Annotated in this window: 15 protein-coding genes; all 15 read left to right on the top strand. The window is 37.2% G+C overall.

The window, feature by feature from the left end; all coding sequences use genetic code 11:
• Positions 1-88 precede the first annotated feature (88 nt).
• Complete coding sequence (locus tag RUH95_RS02410; RefSeq protein WP_313891217.1) at positions 89-361, top strand: YlmC/YmxH family sporulation protein; 273 nt, start codon at positions 89-91, stop codon at positions 359-361.
• A 41-nt stretch (positions 362-402) separates the two neighbouring features.
• A complete protein-coding gene (locus RUH95_RS02405; protein WP_313891216.1) occupies positions 403-1,155 on the top strand; it encodes an NAD(P)-dependent oxidoreductase in 753 nt (250 codons plus the stop codon).
• Positions 1,155-1,742, top strand: a complete 588-nt coding sequence (locus RUH95_RS02400; RefSeq protein WP_313891215.1) for a dipicolinate synthase subunit B — start codon at positions 1,155-1,157, stop codon at positions 1,740-1,742. The genes RUH95_RS02405 and RUH95_RS02400 overlap by 1 nt, the downstream gene beginning before the upstream one ends.
• A gap of 79 nt (positions 1,743-1,821) precedes the next feature.
• Positions 1,822-2,859: an aspartate-semialdehyde dehydrogenase gene (locus tag RUH95_RS02395; protein WP_313891214.1), complete on the top strand. Its 1,038-nt coding sequence runs from the start codon at positions 1,822-1,824 to the stop codon at positions 2,857-2,859.
• Positions 2,860-2,873: 14 nt separating this feature from the next.
• Positions 2,874-3,755, top strand: coding sequence for a 4-hydroxy-tetrahydrodipicolinate synthase (dapA, locus tag RUH95_RS02390; protein ID WP_313891213.1), 882 nt, complete (start codon positions 2,874-2,876; stop codon positions 3,753-3,755).
• A gap of 134 nt (positions 3,756-3,889) precedes the next feature.
• The gene (locus RUH95_RS02385; protein WP_313891212.1) at positions 3,890-5,557 is read left to right on the top strand and encodes a ribonuclease J; all 1,668 of its coding nucleotides are present in this window, start codon (positions 3,890-3,892) and stop codon (positions 5,555-5,557) included.
• A 635-nt stretch (positions 5,558-6,192) separates the two neighbouring features.
• Positions 6,193-8,409 (top strand): DNA translocase FtsK, encoded by a 2,217-nt coding sequence (locus RUH95_RS02380; RefSeq protein ID WP_313891514.1) that lies wholly within the window; start codon positions 6,193-6,195, stop codon positions 8,407-8,409.
• A 154-nt stretch (positions 8,410-8,563) separates the two neighbouring features.
• On the top strand, positions 8,564-9,292 hold the full coding sequence (locus RUH95_RS02375) for a GntR family transcriptional regulator (RefSeq protein ID WP_313891211.1): 729 nt from the start codon (positions 8,564-8,566) through the stop codon (positions 9,290-9,292).
• 47 nt (positions 9,293-9,339) lie between these two features.
• Positions 9,340-10,425, top strand: a complete 1,086-nt coding sequence (locus tag RUH95_RS02370) for a BMP family lipoprotein (protein ID WP_313891210.1) — start codon at positions 9,340-9,342, stop codon at positions 10,423-10,425.
• 129 nt (positions 10,426-10,554) lie between these two features.
• Positions 10,555-12,105 (top strand): ABC transporter ATP-binding protein, encoded by a 1,551-nt coding sequence (locus RUH95_RS02365; RefSeq protein WP_313891209.1) that lies wholly within the window; start codon positions 10,555-10,557, stop codon positions 12,103-12,105.
• Complete coding sequence (locus tag RUH95_RS02360) at positions 12,095-13,141, top strand: ABC transporter permease (protein ID WP_313891208.1); 1,047 nt, start codon at positions 12,095-12,097, stop codon at positions 13,139-13,141. The genes RUH95_RS02365 and RUH95_RS02360 overlap by 11 nt, the downstream gene beginning before the upstream one ends.
• Position 13,142: 1 nt before the next feature.
• Positions 13,143-14,102: an ABC transporter permease gene (locus RUH95_RS02355; RefSeq protein WP_313891207.1), complete on the top strand. Its 960-nt coding sequence runs from the start codon at positions 13,143-13,145 to the stop codon at positions 14,100-14,102.
• A gap of 831 nt (positions 14,103-14,933) precedes the next feature.
• Positions 14,934-16,211: an EF-P 5-aminopentanol modification-associated protein YfmF gene (gene yfmF / locus RUH95_RS02350; RefSeq protein WP_313891206.1), complete on the top strand. Its 1,278-nt coding sequence runs from the start codon at positions 14,934-14,936 to the stop codon at positions 16,209-16,211.
• Positions 16,204-17,508 (top strand): EF-P 5-aminopentanol modification-associated protein YfmH, encoded by a 1,305-nt coding sequence (gene yfmH / locus RUH95_RS02345; RefSeq protein WP_313891205.1) that lies wholly within the window; start codon positions 16,204-16,206, stop codon positions 17,506-17,508. The genes yfmF and yfmH overlap by 8 nt, the downstream gene beginning before the upstream one ends.
• Positions 17,501-18,232, top strand: coding sequence for an elongation factor P 5-aminopentanone reductase (ymfI, locus tag RUH95_RS02340; RefSeq protein ID WP_313891204.1), 732 nt, complete (start codon positions 17,501-17,503; stop codon positions 18,230-18,232). The genes yfmH and ymfI overlap by 8 nt, the downstream gene beginning before the upstream one ends.
• Positions 18,233-18,312 lie beyond the last annotated feature (80 nt).

Below are 18,312 nucleotides of genomic sequence, written 5' to 3'. Positions count from 1 at the left end.
GAGCCAGAAACTAAAAGAATCTTTTCTAATCACTTTGTACGGGGAAAAGGCATATACATAAGTAGAAGTAATTAAGGGAGGGAAGCGTTTGTTACTATCAGAACTTGCAGAGAAAGAGCTTATTCAAGTGAAAGATGGAGCAAGATACGGAAAATTAGCAAATACAGAATTACTGTTTAATCCCGAAACAGGGAAGATTGAAGGATTTGAAGTATTTCAAAAATCAGCTTCTTTTTTTCAAGGGAATAAATCAACTAAGAAAAAAGAATTTATTTCCTGGGAAGAAATCATATTGATCGGAAAAGATCGTATTTTATTCAACGAAACAGACAATTTGAACGATCCTAGTGCATATTCATGAAAAAATGTGCGATTATTGGCTCGGATGAGAGATTTCTGTATATGCGAGAAATATTATGTGCTGATCTGAATGTACAATTATTTGCTAAAACAATATGGGATACTGAATTGAAAAATGCTATAGATGATTTCCAACCCGAAATTATTTTTTTACCGATTCATCCGTTAACGATAGAAACGCAGTTTCAATTACCAGAATCATGTCATGTTGTATTTGTTGGCAAAAAAAATGAAGAAATAGAAAATGCTTTTAAGCAAAGGAATAGACATATTTGCAATTATTTAGAAGATGAACAGTGGATATGGGATAATGCTAATTTAACGGCAGAAGGTTTTATTAATTACTTTTATGCGCATGAAAAACAGTCGATATACAATAAAAAGTTTATCATTACCGGCTACGGAAGAGTTGGTAAAAGGCTAGCGTTTGCACTGCATCATTTAGGAGCGGAAGTAATTATTTCCGTGCGGTCGGAGCATCAGCTTTTTGAAGCGAAAAGCTATGGCTATCAAATAGAAACATTTAAACAAGTGATGGAGCGCCAACAAGATAAAAATGCTTATTTGATCAATACGATTCCATTTAGATGGTTAGCGCATGAAGAAGCAAGTTATTTCAATAAAATTTATGATCTTGCATCTAATCCTGGCTGTCTGCTGCATTCGGAAGAAAGTGCACCAGCTAATTATGTCCATTCAACGAGTTTACCAGGATTATATTTTCCACAAGATGCAGGCTATTTAATCGCAAGGGCAGTTCAAACTCAATTGGCTTTATTGGAGGGGGAAAAATAGTGTTAAGTGGTCGTCGAATAGGATTAGGTATTACTGCTTCCCATTGTACGTATGAAGAAGTAATTCCTATGATTAAGAAGTTTACAGATTTAAATGCGATAGTAGTTCCAATTATTACGTATTCTGTATTAACAGCTGCTACGAGATTTGGAACAGGTGAGGAATGGATTGAAAAGATTGAACAAGCAAGTGGAAGCAAAGTCGTATCGAAAATTGTAGAGGCAGAGCCATTCGGTCCAACGAATCCTTTAGATTGTATGATTATTGCTCCAATGACTGGAAACTCTATTAGTAAATTTGCGAATGCGCAAACAGATTCTCCTGTATTAATGGCTGCCAAAGCAACTTTACGCAATGGTAAACCAGTAGTTCTTGGCATATCTACAAACGATGCACTCGGTCTTAATGGCGTTAATATTATGAAGTTGTTAACGACAAAAAATGTGTATTTCATCCCCTTTGGTCAAGATAATCCTCAAACTAAACCAAACTCACTCATTGCAGACTTTTCAAAAATAGTTCCTACAGTAGAACATGCCATTCAAGCAAAGCAATTTCAACCTTTGCTTATAAATTATTCATCATAAATATAATAGATGATGTATTTTCATGTAATTTATGATACAATATCGCCAATATGTTTTGATTTTGAAAGGGGAGCTTTTAATGTCACAAGGGTATATTGTAGCGGTAGTTGGAGCGACAGGCGCTGTCGGCCAAAAGATTATCGAAAAACTAGTAGAGAGAAGCTTTCCTTATGCTAATTTAAAACTTTTAGCTTCAAAAAATTCAGCGGGTAAAGAAGTCGAAGTAAACGGCTTAACATATACGATTGAAGAAGCAACACCTGAGGCATTTAAAGGAGTTCAAATCGCATTTTTCTCAGCGGGGGGCTCTATTTCCAAAGCATTAGCAAAAGAAGCGAGTAGTCGTGGCGCAATTGTTATTGATAATACAAGTGCTTTCCGGATGGATAAAGATATTCCACTTGTTGTTCCAGAAGTGAATAAGCAAGCGTTGCATGAGCAAACAGGGATTATTGCTAATCCAAACTGTTCGACTATTCAAATGGTTTGCACACTTGAACCAATTAGACAACAATACGGTTTAAATAAAGTGATTGTATCTACTTACCAAGCTGTATCAGGTGCCGGAGCAGCTGCAATTCATGAACTGACAAATCAAAGTGAAAATATAAAAGAAAATAATCCAAATCCTGCAATTCTTCCAGTAAAAAGTGCAGAAAAACATTATCCGATTGCTGGAAATGTTATCCCACAAATAGATGTATTTGGTGAAGATGGTTATACATTAGAAGAGCATAAAATGATGAATGAAACGAAAAAAATTATGTCGTTGCCTGAGCTAGCAATCGCAGCAACATGCGTGCGAGTACCAGTTATTACAGGACATTCCGAATCTGTTTATATTGAAGTAGAAAAAGAAAATGTATCTGTGGTAGAGTTAAAACAATTGCTTGCAAATGCGCAAGGGGTAACTGTTCAAGATGCTACAGAAGAGCAGCAATATCCAATGCCATATTTTGCAGAAAATAAAGACGATGTTTTTGTTGGCAGAATTCGTAAAGATCCTGCTAATAGCAAAGGTTTTCATATGTGGATTGTATCAGACAATCTACTAAAGGGAGCAGCGCTAAATTCGATTCAAATCGCAGAAGCATTAGTTGAAGAAGGTATTTTATAAAGAGGTGTAAACAGATGAATATTGGACATATTTCGACAGCAATGGTTACACCGTTTAAAGAAGACGGTTCCGTTGATTTTATTGCAACAGAAAAGCTTATTGAACACTTACTTTCTACTGGGACTGACTCACTTGTTGTATGTGGTACAACAGGTGAATCTCCAACATTAACGACGGATGAAAAGCTAACACTTATTCAGTTCGTTGTAGAAAAGGTAAATAATAGAGTTCCTGTTATTGCGGGAACAGGTAGTAATAACACAGCAGAATCGATTGATCTTTCTTTAGAAGCAGAAGCACTAGGAGTAGACGCAATCATGATTGTGACTCCTTATTACAACAAGCCAAATCAAAGAGGTATGATTGCTCACTTTGAAGCAATAGCAAATGCGATTACTTTACCAGTTGTCGTATACAATATTCCAGGACGCTCTGTAGTCAATTTAGAACCGGAATCTGTTATTGCATTAAGTAAGATTCCAAATATCCAACTAGTGAAAGAAGCAAGTGGTAGTTTAGATCAAATGACGAAAATTTTAGCTGGAACAGATGATAATTTCCATGTTTATAGTGGAGATGACTCTTTGACATTGCCGTTACTTGCAATTGGTGGCTCAGGCATTATTTCGGTTGCGTCTCATGTGATCGGCCAGGATATGCAAGAAATGGTTCAAGCATTTTTAGAAGGAAATCATGCGAAATCTGCTGAAATTCATCAATCTATTTTGCCGGTCATAAAAGGATTATTTGAGCATCCAAATCCTGTAGTTGTAAAATATGCCTTATCTAAAATAGGGGTAGAAGTAGGATCACTCAGACTTCCATTAGTCGAATTGACGGAGGAAGAAAAATTAACATTCGATAAAATATGGGATGAATACTCAAAAAGTAAATAGTTTAAAGTAAATTTGATTTAAGAAAAAAGCTGAAGAATTCATGCTTCAGCTTTTTTTTATTTGTGTGAATGGACGACCTCCGATATAATGAAAATTAGTGGATGTTGGTCGGGTTAATAATAGGAGGAAAAGCTTTGGTAAAAGTAAAAAATGAACTTATTCGAATTATCCCACTCGGTGGAGTAGGGGAAATCGGAAAAGCAATGTATGTAGTAGAAATAGATGAAGAAATATTTGTAGTAGATAGTGGACTTATGTTCCCGGAAAATGAAATGCTCGGTATCGATATCGTAATACCAGATATTACGTACCTAGAAGAAAACAAAGATCGCGTAAAAGGAATATTTTTAACGCATGGTCATGAAGATGCAATCGGATCGATTTCGTATTTATTGCAAAAAATACAAGCGCCTGTTTACGGATCAAAATTAACGATTGCTTTAGCGAAAACGCATTTAAAAGCGTTACCGACAAAGCATGCGGTTAAATATTTTGAAGTGACAAATAAAAGCCGTATGAATTTCCAAAGTACGCATGTGACGTTTTTCCACACGACACATAGTATTCCAGATTCACTCGGTATTGTATTTCACACTTCAGAAGGTGCAATTGTGCACACGGGAGAATTTAAGTTTGATCAGTCAGCAAAAGGCAAATATCGACCAGATATCGCAAAAATGGCTGGACTTGGTGAAGACGGTGTATTCATTCTTTTATCCGATTCAACTGAAGCTGAAAGACCAGGCTATACGACATCAGAAGCAGTAATTGAAAGCCAATTATCAGAAACATTCCACGCTGCTAAAGGTCGTATTTTAGTCTCGGTATATGCGTCAAACTTCATCCGAATTCAACAAGTGCTTGATAAGGCTGCTGAAACCGGTAAGAAGGTTGCAATTGCAGGAAAAAGCTTAGAAACAATTTTTGAAATCGGTTTAGATTTAGGGTATTTCACTGCTCAAGAAGATACAATTATTCCAATCAAAGAGATTGGGAAGTATCGAGATGAGCAACTGGTTATTATCGTTTCAGGTAATCAAGGTGAGCCATTAGAAGCGTTAGAAAAAATGGTTCGCAAACATCATAAAGATATTAAAATTAAAGATACAGATACTGTATTGATCACGTTTACTCCATCTCCAGGTATGGAAGTTGGCATGTATCAAACGATGAACCAACTTGCAAAAGCTGGAGCAAAAGTATTAACTTCAGCTAAAAACGTCCATGTTTCTGGACATGGTAGTCAAGAAGATTTAAAAATGATGCTCAATCTAACAAAGCCAAAATATTTTATCCCTATTCAAGGGGAGTATCGTATGTTAATCGCTCACTCGAAGCTTGCACAAGATGTCGGTATGTCGAAATCTGAGATTTTTATCGCAGATAAAGGGGATATTGTCGAATATAAAAGTGGCAAGATGAGAATGAGTGGACGAGTACAGGCTGGTAACATATTAATCGATGGTATTGGTGTTGGAGACGTTGGAAATATCGTACTTCGTGATAGAAAGCTCCTTTCTCAAGATGGCATATTTATCGTTGTCGTGACATTAAATCGTGCACAAAAGAAAATCGCATCTGGTCCAGAAATTCTTTCAAGAGGTTTCGTTTATGTAAGAGAATCTGAGGAGTTAATGGATGAGTCTGCGAAGCTTGTTACAACAATTGTTGAGAAATATGTGAATAAAGAAACGTTTGAATGGACAAACATTAAACAAGAAATCCGTGATACGCTAAATTCATATTTATTCCAAAAAACAAAACGACGTCCAATGATCATCCCGATTATTATGGAATATTAATATGATCAAAAGGATTTCCTAGCTAACAAAAGCGGGAAATCCTTTTTTTTTTCAGAAAGAATGGATTCCGTTACAAGCGGACGCTTTCCGCGGGGTCTTCGACTAACGCTTATCTTGCTGGAGTCGCCGCTGTTCACTTCATCCATCTAGTTTAGAAGTATGTAATCTTGTTCTTTCTAATCTAGTGTTTTATACGGAAGGCTTACTTCTATATTTTTTTGGTAAAACTTGTAGAAGTACATGGCGAGTCTAGTCTTTTGGAAAAAATAATTCTTTTTTTAGAAAGTGAGTAAAAGAAGTAGTCGTTCTCCTATTTATAACCAACTTTAACTATGAATTGATACATACTAGTTGATTAGAGCACAGGCGGCGACCTCTGCGGGAATAGCGTGAGCTGTAAGCCCCGCAGGAAAGATACTGGCTGAGCTTTATTTGGCCAGTGTCTTTGCGACGAGTAACCGCAGGAGCACATGTTTTTGAAGTGACGAGGAGATTGAAGCCATGCCCGCGAAAAGCGTCCGCCGTAGCGGATATCCACGATTACTTTTTTTATAAACGAAAGTAGGTGAAATAGATTGGTACGAAGAAAGAAAAAGCAGCCGAGTAAGGCAAAAAAGGCATCGTTGCATCCTTTAATGTATGAAATTATCGGTATATTAATCATCGGTGTTGCAATTATTTCCTATTTTGAATATGGGCTAGTAGGTAGAGCATTTGCATATGTTAGTTATTTTTTACTTGGCAACTGGCATATAGGTGTTCCATTTTTATTAATCGTGTTTGCACTCATTATTATGATCAAGCAAACGGTGCCTTCTTGGAATCATCGTTTGTTACTAGGCTGTGGCCTTGTTTTAAGCAGTCTTTTATTATTTAGCCATTTAGCACTTTTCGAGCAATTATTTCGAGGAGGAGCACTAGTGACGAATTCGGTACTGCGAGAAAGTTACCGAGTACTAGTAGAAAGTGGTGGCATCGCAGAAAGAAGTAGTTCACTTGGTGGAGGAATAATTGGAGCGGTTCTTTTTGCGGTGTTCCATGTTTTGTTCGATTCAGCAGGAGCGAAAGTGGCAAGCTGGGTATTGCTTATTATTGGACTTGTTTTATTAACTGGAAAAGCACTTGTACCATATCTTGTAGAAATGTCTCCTAAGTTGAAGGAAATGATTAAAAATAGAAAAAACAAAAAGCAACCTGCACCTTCTGAAAGAAAAGCAAGAAGGGCGAAAAAAGAAACACCTCAAGAAGAGGCAGTTACGGTTCATGAAGTACGACCAATTGTCGTAGAGGAAGAAATAGAACAAGTAACTGCACCGATTATTTCGGCATTTACGGAACGAATTTCGAGAAGAGAAGAACCAGTTGAACAAGCAGCAGAGCCAATTGATATCAATATAGAATCTGCAGTTTTGGAAAATGAAGATTATCAATTACCTGCAATTACTCTTTTAGATGCGCCTACTCATAGTGACCAAAGTGGAGAGTTAAATGCGATACAAGCAAATGCAAAGAAATTAGAGCAAACGTTTTTAAGTTTTGGAGTGAAGGCAAAAGTAACGCAAGTGCATTTAGGTCCAGCAGTAACAAAGTATGAAGTGCTCCCGGATATCGGTGTGAAAGTAAGTCGTATTGTAAGTTTGCATGATGATTTAGCATTAGCGCTTGCGGCAAGAGATATTCGAATAGAAGCTCCGATTCCAGGCAAATCGGCTGTCGGTATCGAAGTGCCAAATAAAGAAGTGGCGATTGTTAGTTTACGAGAAGTGTTGGAGTCAGAAGAAAATAATAAGCCTAATTTAAAGTTGTTAATAGGTTTTGGGCGAGATGTTACCGGCCAAGCTATGCTTGCCGAGTTAAACAAAATGCCTCATTTGCTTGTTGCTGGTTCTACTGGTAGTGGGAAAAGTGTTTGCATTAACGGTATCATTATTAGTATTATGATGCGCTCTAAGCCACATGAAGTGAAAATGATGATGATAGACCCTAAAATGGTAGAGTTGAATGTATATAATGGTATTCCTCATTTACTTGCGCCGGTAGTAACGGACCCGAGAAAAGCATCGCAAGCATTGAAAAAAATGGTTTCCGAAATGGAACGCAGATATGAATTGTTTTCTCATACGGGGACGAGAAATATCGATGGCTATAACGAGCATATTGAAAAGTGGAATACTGAAAATGAAGAAAAACATCCGAAGCTACCTTATATAGTTGTTATTGTGGATGAGCTAGCAGATTTAATGATGGTTGCATCGAGTGATGTAGAAGATTCGATTACACGTCTTGCACAAATGGCACGAGCGGCAGGTATTCATTTAATCATTGCAACACAAAGACCTAGTGTAGATGTTATAACTGGTATTATTAAAGCAAATATTCCATCGCGAATTGCGTTCGCTGTTTCTTCTTCGATCGATTCTCGTACTATTTTAGATATGGGAGGAGCAGAAAAGCTTTTAGGAAGAGGAGATATGCTTTTCTTACCAGCAGGTACCTCGAAGCCAATTCGTGTTCAGGGAGCGTTTTTATCAGATGCAGAAGTGGAACGAATCGTTGACTTCGTTATTGAGCAGCAAAAAGCGAATTATCAAGCAGAGATGATTCCAGAAGATGTGGAAGAATCGGTTGAGCAAGTTGACCGTGATGAGTTATATGATGATGCAGTACAATTAATTACTGAAATGCAAACGGCATCCGTTTCTTTATTGCAGCGACGATTTAGAATTGGCTATTCAAGAGCAGCTAGAATTATCGATCAGTTAGAAATGAGTGGAGTTGTCGGACCTTATGAGGGAAGCAAGCCACGCCAAGTACTTGTGTCAAAACATTCACTAGATAATGACTTAATATGACAGTATGATTGCATTTTGATGAAGTTTTTGTGAATTATTTTTTTAAAATACGGATAAAAGTATTTATTTCAATGATTATAAATGGTATAGTATGACTGATTAGTAGGAATGTTTTACATCAGAGGTCTGATCTCTTCAAAATGGTGGTGTTTTTATGACAATCAAAGTAGACCATCGTCATTTATATCTTCAAGTGATTGATCGTCTAAAAAAAGACATTGAAAATGGTGTATTTCAAGAGAAGGAAAAACTTCCTTCTGAATTTGAATTAGCTAAATCACTTGGGGTAAGTCGTGCAACGTTAAGAGAAGCTCTTCGATTATTAGAAGAAGAAAATGTCATCGTTAGAAGACATGGTGTCGGAACATTTGTTAATTCCAAACCTATTTTCACATCTGGAATTGAACAACTTTCTAGTATTTCTTCTATGATTCGAAGTGCTGGTATGGAGCCTGGAACTGTCTTCTTAAGTTCTATGCAATCGCTTCCAACTGATGAAGACGTTAAACGTTTTCAATGTAACGAAGAACAAACAATTATTTCGATGGAACGAGTCCGTACTGCAAATGGCGAGCCTGTTGTATATTGCATCGATAAGGTTCCGAAAAACTACTTACCTAATGATTTTCTTGTTAGAGAAGAAGGTTCTATTTTTACGGCGTTGGAGGAATCAGGAGACATTCATGTGTCGCATGCGATTACATTTATCGATCCTGTAGGTTACCATGAGGTTGCTTCTCCAACTTTGAACTGTGAACCGGAAACGTCATTGCTTGTTTTAAAACAACTCCATTACGATGAAAACGATCGTGTGGTTTTGTATTCGAAAAATTATTTTCGAGCGGATAAATTCAGTTTTCATGTTGTCCGGAAAAGGGTGTAAAATGTTTTAAATTCCTGCTAATAAGAAAAAAAATGGAGGTTTTCAAATTGACAAAGCGTAAATTTGGATTAGGGCTATCACTTGTGCTAGCTGCTGGTACAATCCTTGGTGCATGTGGTACAAAGGAAGAAGAAACAAAAACTCCTGACACTGGTTCTGAAGGAACTGACAAACCAGCAACAGAAGCAGTAGATTTCTCTCTTGCTATGGTAACTGACGTTGGTGGAGTAGATGACAAATCTTTCAACCAATTAGCTTGGCAAGGGATTGAAGCATTCGGTAAAGAAAACGGCCTTGAAAAAGGAGACGGTGGATACGATTACCTTCAATCAACTGGAGACGCTGATTATATTACAAACCTTAATGCTTTAGTACGTCGTGATTTCGATGTAGTTTACGGTATTGGATTCCTAATGGAAGCACCAATTAGTACAATTGCTGAACAACAACCAGATGCTCAACTTGCAGTAATCGATGGAATTGTTGATATGCCAAACGTTGCTTCTGTAATGTTTAAAGAGCAAGAAGGTTCATTCCTTGCTGGTGTTGCAGCTGCTCTAATGTCAGAATCTAAACAAATCGGTTTCGTAGGTGGAATGGATATTCCAGTTATTAACCGTTTTGAAGCTGGATTCTTAGAAGGCGTTAAAGCTGTAGATTCAAGCATTAAAGTAGATGTTCAATATACTGGTAAATTCGATGACGCTGCTCTTGGTAAAACAACTGCTAACCGTATGTATTCTTCAGGCGTAGATATTATTTTCCACGCAGCTGGTGGTACTGGTAACGGAGTATTTGCTGAAGCAAAAGAACGTAAAACAAAAGACGCTAAAGCAAACGTTTGGGTAATCGGAGTTGACTCTGACCAATACGAAGAAGGTGCTGTTGGTGAACACAATATCACACTTACTTCTATGCAAAAACGTGTAGACATCGCAGTTCAAACAATTGCGAAAGATGCAATGGCTGGAAACTTCCCAGGTGGGAAAACAGTTACTTATGGTTTAGCTGAAGGCGGAGTTGCTTTAGCAGACTCTCGCGGTGCTATTCCACAAGAAATTTTAGACCAAGTAGAAGAATTCTCTAAGAAAATTGCTGCTGGTGAGATTGTAGTTCCAGAAGCAGTAGAATAATTTTTTAACTAACATCATAAAGGCCGATTTTTTGGCCTTTATGATATTTTAATTAATAGAAGAAAGATTTTAATATAGTAAAGTCTTTCTTGTATTAATTTTGTACTAGTATAGTAGGGAGTGAACTCATTGGATTATGTAATAGAAATGCTTGGCATTCGAAAAGAATTCGGATCGTTTGTAGCGAATGATAACATTACTCTTCAATTAAAAAAGGGTGAAATTCATGCTCTTTTAGGAGAAAATGGAGCTGGGAAGTCCACTCTTATGAATGTTTTGTTTGGCTTATATCAACCAGAAGCTGGTGAGATTAAAGTAAAAGGAAAGTCTGTTAAAATTACAGATCCTAATGTAGCAAATGATTTAGGAATTGGAATGGTCCATCAACATTTTATGCTTGTGGAAAACTTCACAGTTACTGAAAATATAATTCTAGGTAATGAATTGACTAAAAGTGGGATTATTAATATAAAAGATGCTGCTAAAAAAATTCAAGTACTTTCGGAAACATATGGACTAGAAGTTGACCCATATGCAAAAATTGAAGATATTTCAGTCGGTATGCAACAACGTGTAGAAATTTTAAAAACACTTTATCGAGGAGCCGAAATTTTAATTTTTGATGAACCAACTGCATCATTAACACCACAAGAAATTAATGAATTTATGCAAATTTTGAAAAAGCTTATACAAGAAGGTAAATCGATCATTATTATCACGCATAAATTAAAAGAAATTATGGATGTTTCGGATCGTGTGACTGTCATTCGTAAAGGGGAAGGAATTGGAACAGTTATAACAGCTGAAACCAATCCAAACGATCTTGCATCTCTAATGGTAGGAAGACAAGTAGACTTCACAGTTGTAAAAGAAGAAGCTAACCCTACGGAAGAAGCACTCATTGTGAAAGATCTAGTTGTAGCGGATTATCGTGGAATTGAAAAAGTAAAAGGATTGAATTTAACTGTTCGTAAAGGAGAAATTTTAGGTATTGCAGGGATTGATGGGAATGGTCAATCTGAGTTAATCGAAGCAATAACAGGTCTTCGTAAATCGAAAAGTGGTTCTATTGCGATTAACGGACAAGATATTACGAATAAAAAACCTCGTAAAATTACAGAAACTGGAGTAGGACATATTCCACAGGATCGTCATAAACATGGTTTAGTTCTAGATTTCCCTATTGGCCAAAATATTGCACTACAAACGTACTACTTACCGCCAATTTCAAAACATGGCATTATGAACTATGGGGAAGTTTCAAAATTAGCGCAAATAGTCATTAAAGATTTCGATGTACGTACACAAGGGGAAGAAACATTAGCACGATCTTTATCTGGAGGAAATCAGCAAAAAGCGATTATTGGACGAGAAGTTGTTCGTAACCCAGAATTACTAATTGCTGCATTGCCGACACGTGGGCTGGATGTTGGAGCAATCGAATTTATTCATCAGCGTCTAATCGAACAACGTGACAATGGAAAAGCTGTACTTCTCTTGTCATTCGAATTAGATGAAGTAATGAATGTATCTGATCGTATTGCGGTAATTTACGATGGACAAATAGTAGATACTTTGTCGCCAAAAGAAACGACGGAACAAGAGCTAGGTTTATTAATGGCGGGGCAAAGTAGAAAAGATATTGGTATAAAACAGGGGGAGAAAGAGCATGTCGAATAGAGTCGTTAATATACTTGTCCCTGTTGTTTCAGTTATTTTAGGATTACTTGTTGGAGCAGTTGTTATGCTTGTAAGCGGCTATGATCCTGTAAAAGGCTATACAGCTTTATGGAATGGTATTTTCGGGGACGCATATGCAATAGGAGAGACAATTCGTCAAATAACTCCTTATTTATTGGCAGGTTTAGCGGTGGCATTTGCTTTCCGTACGGGACTATTTAATATCGGTGTAGAAGGACAACTTATTGTCGGTTGGTTTGCAGCAGCTTATGTTGGAATTGCTTTCGATTTCCCAACATATATTCACTTACCGCTGGCTATACTTGCAGCAGCACTAGCAGGAGCTTTATGGGGATTCATCCCTGGCTTATTGAAAGCAAAACTGAAAGTACATGAAGTTATTGTAACGATTATGATGAACTATATAGCATTACATTCGACGAATGCACTTATTAAAATTGTATCTGGTGGCGGAGAAAAAACAGATGCGATTAAAGAAACAGCTTCTTTAAAATCGGCCTTTTTTGAAAGTATGACTGATTACTCTCGCTTGCATTATGGTATTTTTATCGCATTAGCGATGGTGTTAGTTATGTGGTTTATTTTAGAGAAAACGACAACTGGTTATGAGTTAAAGTCAGTTGGATTCAACCAACATGCATCTGAGTATGCAGGGATGAATGTGAATAAAAATATTATTCTTTCGATGGTTATTTCGGGAGCTTTTGCAGGACTTGCAGGGGCGATGGAAGCATTAGGTACATTCCAATATGCGAATGTTAAAGGTGGATTTACCGGAATTGGGTTCGATGGGATCGCGGTAGCATTGTTAGGGGCAAACTCGCCACTCGGAGTTGTATTTGGTGCAGTTCTGTTTGGTTCGTTAAAATACGGAGCACTTAATATGCCGAATGAGGCTGGCATACCAGTTGAGATTGTATCCATTGTTATTGCTATTATTATTTTCTTCGTGGCAAGTGGTTATGTTATTCGCTATTTCCTTGAAAAAATAAACAAGAAAAAGGAGGCGAAATAATATGAGCTTTTTAGAAGTTTTATATTTTATCGTTCCTTCGGCTATTTTTTACGCAGCTCCATTAATTTTTACAGCAATCGGTGGGGTTTTCTCCGAGCGTTCGGGTGTTATTAACATTGGGCTTGAAGGTTTAATGGTAATGGGTGCATTTATCGGAATTCTTTTTAACCTTATGTTTGTTGATACATTTGGTTCACTGACTCCATGGGTAGCAGTACTTGCTGCAATGGTTGTCTCTGGTTTATTTTCACTCATGCACGCAGTAGCTTCTATTTCGTTCCGTGCAGATCAAACGATTTCAGGTGTTGCGATTAATATGCTTGGTGTAGCGATCGCTTTGTTCTCTGTAAAAATGATTTACGGAAAAGGGCAAACGGATTATATCCAAGAACGCTTTATACGATTTGATATTCCATTTTTACAAGATATTCCGGTTCTCGGACCGATGTTCTTTAAAGATGTGTATTCTACGTCTATTTTAGCTATTGGTGTAGCAGTAGCTGCATGGTTTGTTATTTTTAAAACACCATTTGGTTTACGTTTACGTGCTGTAGGGGAACATCCTATGGCTGCAGACACGATGGGTATTAATGTAACGAAAATGCGTTATATTGCGGTTGTGATGTCAGGTGCTTTAGCTGGTCTTGGTGGAGCGGTTTATTCGCAGTCGATTTCAGGTGAGTTTAGTCATACAACGATTAATGGGCAAGGGTTTATGGCGCTTGCAGCAATGATTTTTGGTAAGTGGCATCCACTTGGAGCACTTGGAGCAGCTTTGTTCTTCGGTGTAGCCCAAGCGCTAAGTATTGTAGGTGGCCAAGTTCCATATATTAAAGAGGTACCTAGCTACTTCTTGCATATCTTGCCTTACGTGTTAACGATTTTAGCGGTTGCAGGATTTATTGGAAAAGCAAATGCTCCAAAAGCAATTGGGAAGCCTTATATTAAAGGAAAACGATAAAACATGCAGGGGCCAAATATATTTGGCCCCTTTTTTCTTGAAGAATAGGAAAGTGTATACAAATGTTCGATGAACACAGGCTTTATGGTACATATAGGGATTGGGGAGTGGATTTCGTTACAAGCGGACGCGTTCGGTAGGCATGGCTTCAATCTCCTCGTCACTTCAAAAACATGTGCTCCTGCGGTTACTCGTCGCAAAGACACTGGCCAAATAAAGCTCAGCCATTATCTTTCCTGCGGGGCTTTCAGCTCGTGCTTTTCCCACCCGAGTCTCCACTTTTTACTACATCGATCTTACTTACGGAAGTGTATTCATGTCATTTCTACCTAACTTCTTTTATGTAAGAGGAAGAGAAGAAAGTTCATGGACACTTCTTGTTAGAAATAGAACGACCATTTTCATACGAAGTAAATTTGTCATCTACTTTTCTATTTTAAATAAAAATATAGAAGTGTCTCTCTGTAAATACCTACAAAGTACCGTCAAAATTGTATCTTTGGCGACCTGCAAAGTAAATAGAACCGACTTGCTTCTTCTATTGCCAAAAGACTTGAATTACTTGACTTGGAAGTTGAAGGCGAACATTTGCAATACGATGACCGAACAAAAAGTGTGTTGGGAGTGGCGTAGCCGCTTCCAACACACTTTAAAAATTTTTACGTTCATCGTATAGCCTAATAAGAAGTCTGTAGCGAGCCGATAACGAATGTTTTGGTTTTTTTATATTAAAATATGTGCACTGGGTTTTTATTATTGTCATATAATCCCTTGAACATGTATAGTGAGAGAAGAATGAGATAAACTAGAGAGAAAAAGGGGGATAACAACATGTTTCAACAGTTTGATCTTGCACATGGTGTTAAGCTTTACGTACGACCGACAGAACAATTTAAAACAATTAATATTTCATTTAAATGGAAACAATCATTAGCGGTAAAAGACGCTTCAATTCGTTCGGTGCTTGCTAATATTCTTCAATATAGCAATGAAGTATATCCATCCAATTCAGAATTTCGTAAACGTTTAGATGATTTATACGGAGCCGTTTTGTATGTAGATACAACGAAAAAGGGTGACAAGCATATTTTCAGCTTGAACGCTGAAACGGTGAATGATGCGTATTTATCGAATGAGAAAATAGTCGATGAAGTATTTTCTTTATTGCACACTGTTATTTTTAAACCTCAGCTCGTAAACGGAAAATTTGTAGAGTCCATTGTGAAGCGAGAAAAAGAACAAGTCATTGAACGTATTCAGTCCATGTATGACGATAAAACAAGATATGCGCAACAACGCCTGCTAGAAAATATTCGCCCTAATCACCCGGCTTCTATTTCTGCCAATGGTACAGTGGCGGCAGTTCAAGCAATTACGAATGAAGAATTAGTTGATATGCATCATAAGCTGTTACATGAAAACGAACTGGCGATTTACATTGTCGGAGATGTTGATGTGCAAGAAATGAAAGAAAAAATGCAAAATCATTTCAACTTTGCTGATAGAGTAGATCGTGTGACAAAGGATGAAGCAGTCGAGCATATGGTAACTGCAAACAACAGTTTACATGAAATACAAGATATGAAACAAGGGAAACTACATATTGCCTACAATACACCTATCACTTTTTACTCCGAAGAATTTCCTATTATGCAAATAACGAACGGTATTCTTGGTGGCTTCTCACATTCTAAGCTATTTATGAATGTACGTGAAAAGGAAAGTATGGCTTATTACGTTTCGAGTAGTTTTTCTTCACTTTACGGCTTAGTATTTGTTTTAGCTGGCATTGATGCAAACCTACAAGAAAAAGCAGTCAAGCTGATTGATGAGCAAGTGAAAGCGATGCAAGCGGGAGAAGTATCTGATTTAGAAATTAGTCAAACGAAATCCATGCTCAAAAATCAATTAAAAGAAGCATTAGATTCTGCGCGTGCACAAATTGAAATTTATGACCAATATAAAGAGTTAAATGAAGCGTTTACTGTAGAAGATTGGGTAGAAAAATGGACCAATGTGACAAAAGACCAAATTCAACAAATGGCGCTGAAAATGGAAAAGGAATTCGTTTATTTCTTATCTGGTAAGGAAGGTGAAGGTAATGAATAAAACATATTTTAAACAATTAGAAGAAACTTTATACCATGAACAATTGCCAAATGGTCTAAACGTTTATATTTTACCGAAAAAGGGTTTTTCGAAAACTTTTGTAACGTTTACAACAAATTATGGGGCAATTGATCGTGAATTTATTCCGCTTGGAAAAGACGAACCTGTCATAGTTCCAGATGGGATTGCGCATTTCTTAGAGCATAAAATGTTTGAAAAAGAAGATGGAGATGTCTTTTCAAAATTTAGTGAAAATGGCGCTTCTGCAAATGCATTTACTTCTTCTACAAGAACAGCGTATTTATTTTCTTCGACAGATAAAGTGCTAGATAATACAAAAGTGTTGCTTGATTTTGTGCAACAGCCTTACTTTACAAAGGAAACGGTAGATAAGGAAAAAGGCATCATCGGACAAGAAATTACGATGTATGATGATTTACCTGACTGGCGTTTGTATTTCGGTGCAATTGAAAATATGTATAAAGAGCATCCTGTGAAAATTGATATTGCCGGAACAGTGGAATCGATTGAAGTGATTACAGCGGAGCATTTATATGAATGCTATCACACGTTTTACCATCCATCGAATATGGTTTTATTTGTTGTTGGTGCAGTGGAACCAGAAGAAATGATGGCTTTCATCAAAGCGGACCAAGCGGCTAAAAAATTCGAGGAACCGAAAAAAATAAAGAGATTTTATCCAGAAGAACAGCATGCAGTTGCAGTTCCTTCTAAAACGTTGCAAATGGATGTGCAAAAACCAAAAGTTATTTTTGGCATAAAATCGAATAATACACATTTATCTGGACTGGATATGCTAAATTACGAAATTTCTATGCAAGTAGCAATCGAATTAGTGTTCGGACGTACATCAGCATTTTATCAAAATGTATATGAGCAAGGTTTAATCGACGAATCGTATTCGGCAGATTTTTCAATGGAGCAAGAATACGGATTTTCGATGATTGGGTCTGACTCAGCGAACCCGGAGAAACTTGTGGAAGCAATTCAGGAAGCAATTGTGTTAAACGGTTCGGACTGGACGTATACAGATGCGGATATAAAACGAATTACGCGCAAGAAAATCGGATTTTTCTTACGAGCGTTGAATTCGATTGAATATATTGCGAACCAATTCACTCGCTATTCGTTTAATGATATGAATTTATTTGATGTTGTTCCTACACTAGAAAAATTAACGATGGAGCAAGTAAAAGAAGCATTTGAATCCATTAAAAACGTAGAAACGCATACATCTTTCACGATTATTCCTTTCGAGAAAAAGAACGATGAGTAAAAAATTTGCGCTAGTTGTAGGTGCTTCTGGAGAGATTGGTCATGCAATTAGTAGTAGCCTTGCTGACGCTGGCTGGTCGTTGTACTTACATTACGCAAGTAATAAAGACAGTGTAACGAGTCTCTATGAACAATTAGTATCGACGTATCCTGAACAAGAATTTATGCTTCTGCAAGCAGATTTGCTTTCTGCAGATTCAGTGGATGAATTAGTTGCTTCGATATTTTCGATTCAGTCGATTGTGTTTGCGCAAGGACATAGTTTGTATAAAGGGCTGGAAGAAACGACATTAGAGGAAATCCGTCAATTATTTTTGGTGCATGTAGAACATCCTATGTATTTGTCTGCTCAATTGACGCCAAAGCTCAGAAAAAATTTAAATGCTTCCATCGTTTTTGTAGGGTCTATTTGGGGAGATACAGGTGCCTCTTATGAAGCTGCTTATTCTGCAGCGAAAGGGGCACAGCATGCCTTTGTGAAAGCTTATGCAAAGGAAGTAGCGACGCAGAAAATTACGGTTAATGTGGTAGCTCCAGGTTTTATTAATACGAAAATGAACGAACATGTGGAGGATGAAACACGTCATATGCTCCTTGATGAAATTCCAGCTGGAGTGTTTGGTTCTACGGAAGACGTTGCCAATACGGTTAGTTTTCTAGTGAATGGAAAAGCAAATTATATAACAGGTCAAATTATTCGAGTGAACGGTGGCTGGTATATTTGAGATGCAAAGAAAAGAGAGATTTTCTAACTCTTTTCTTTTTTCTTTTAATACACTCAAAAATCAGATATGATAGAACTTAT

The organism is Psychrobacillus sp. (genome assembly GCF_032154225.1).
Taxonomy (GTDB): Bacteria; Bacillota; Bacilli; order Bacillales_A; family Planococcaceae; genus Psychrobacillus.
This window is presented reverse-complemented; position numbering and strand designations above follow the sequence as displayed.

Bases quoted from the DNA above. Each gene is read 5' to 3' on its own strand.
- dapA (WP_313891213.1), top strand. From the start codon at position 2,874: ATGAATATTGGACATATTTCGACAGCAATGGTTACACCGTTTAAAGAA.
- RUH95_RS02380 (WP_313891514.1), top strand. From the start codon at position 6,193: ATGTATGAAATTATCGGTATATTAATCATCGGTGTTGCAATTATTTCC.
- RUH95_RS02360 (WP_313891208.1), top strand. From the start codon at position 12,095: ATGTCGAATAGAGTCGTTAATATACTTGTCCCTGTTGTTTCAGTTATT.
- yfmF (WP_313891206.1), top strand. From the start codon at position 14,934: ATGTTTCAACAGTTTGATCTTGCACATGGTGTTAAGCTTTACGTACGA.
- RUH95_RS02375 (WP_313891211.1), top strand. From the start codon at position 8,564: ATGACAATCAAAGTAGACCATCGTCATTTATATCTTCAAGTGATTGAT.
- RUH95_RS02405 (WP_313891216.1), top strand. From the start codon at position 403: ATGCGAGAAATATTATGTGCTGATCTGAATGTACAATTATTTGCTAAA.
- ymfI (WP_313891204.1), top strand. From the start codon at position 17,501: ATGAGTAAAAAATTTGCGCTAGTTGTAGGTGCTTCTGGAGAGATTGGT.
- RUH95_RS02395 (WP_313891214.1), top strand. From the start codon at position 1,822: ATGTCACAAGGGTATATTGTAGCGGTAGTTGGAGCGACAGGCGCTGTC.
- yfmH (WP_313891205.1), top strand. From the start codon at position 16,204: ATGAATAAAACATATTTTAAACAATTAGAAGAAACTTTATACCATGAA.
- RUH95_RS02355 (WP_313891207.1), top strand. From the start codon at position 13,143: ATGAGCTTTTTAGAAGTTTTATATTTTATCGTTCCTTCGGCTATTTTT.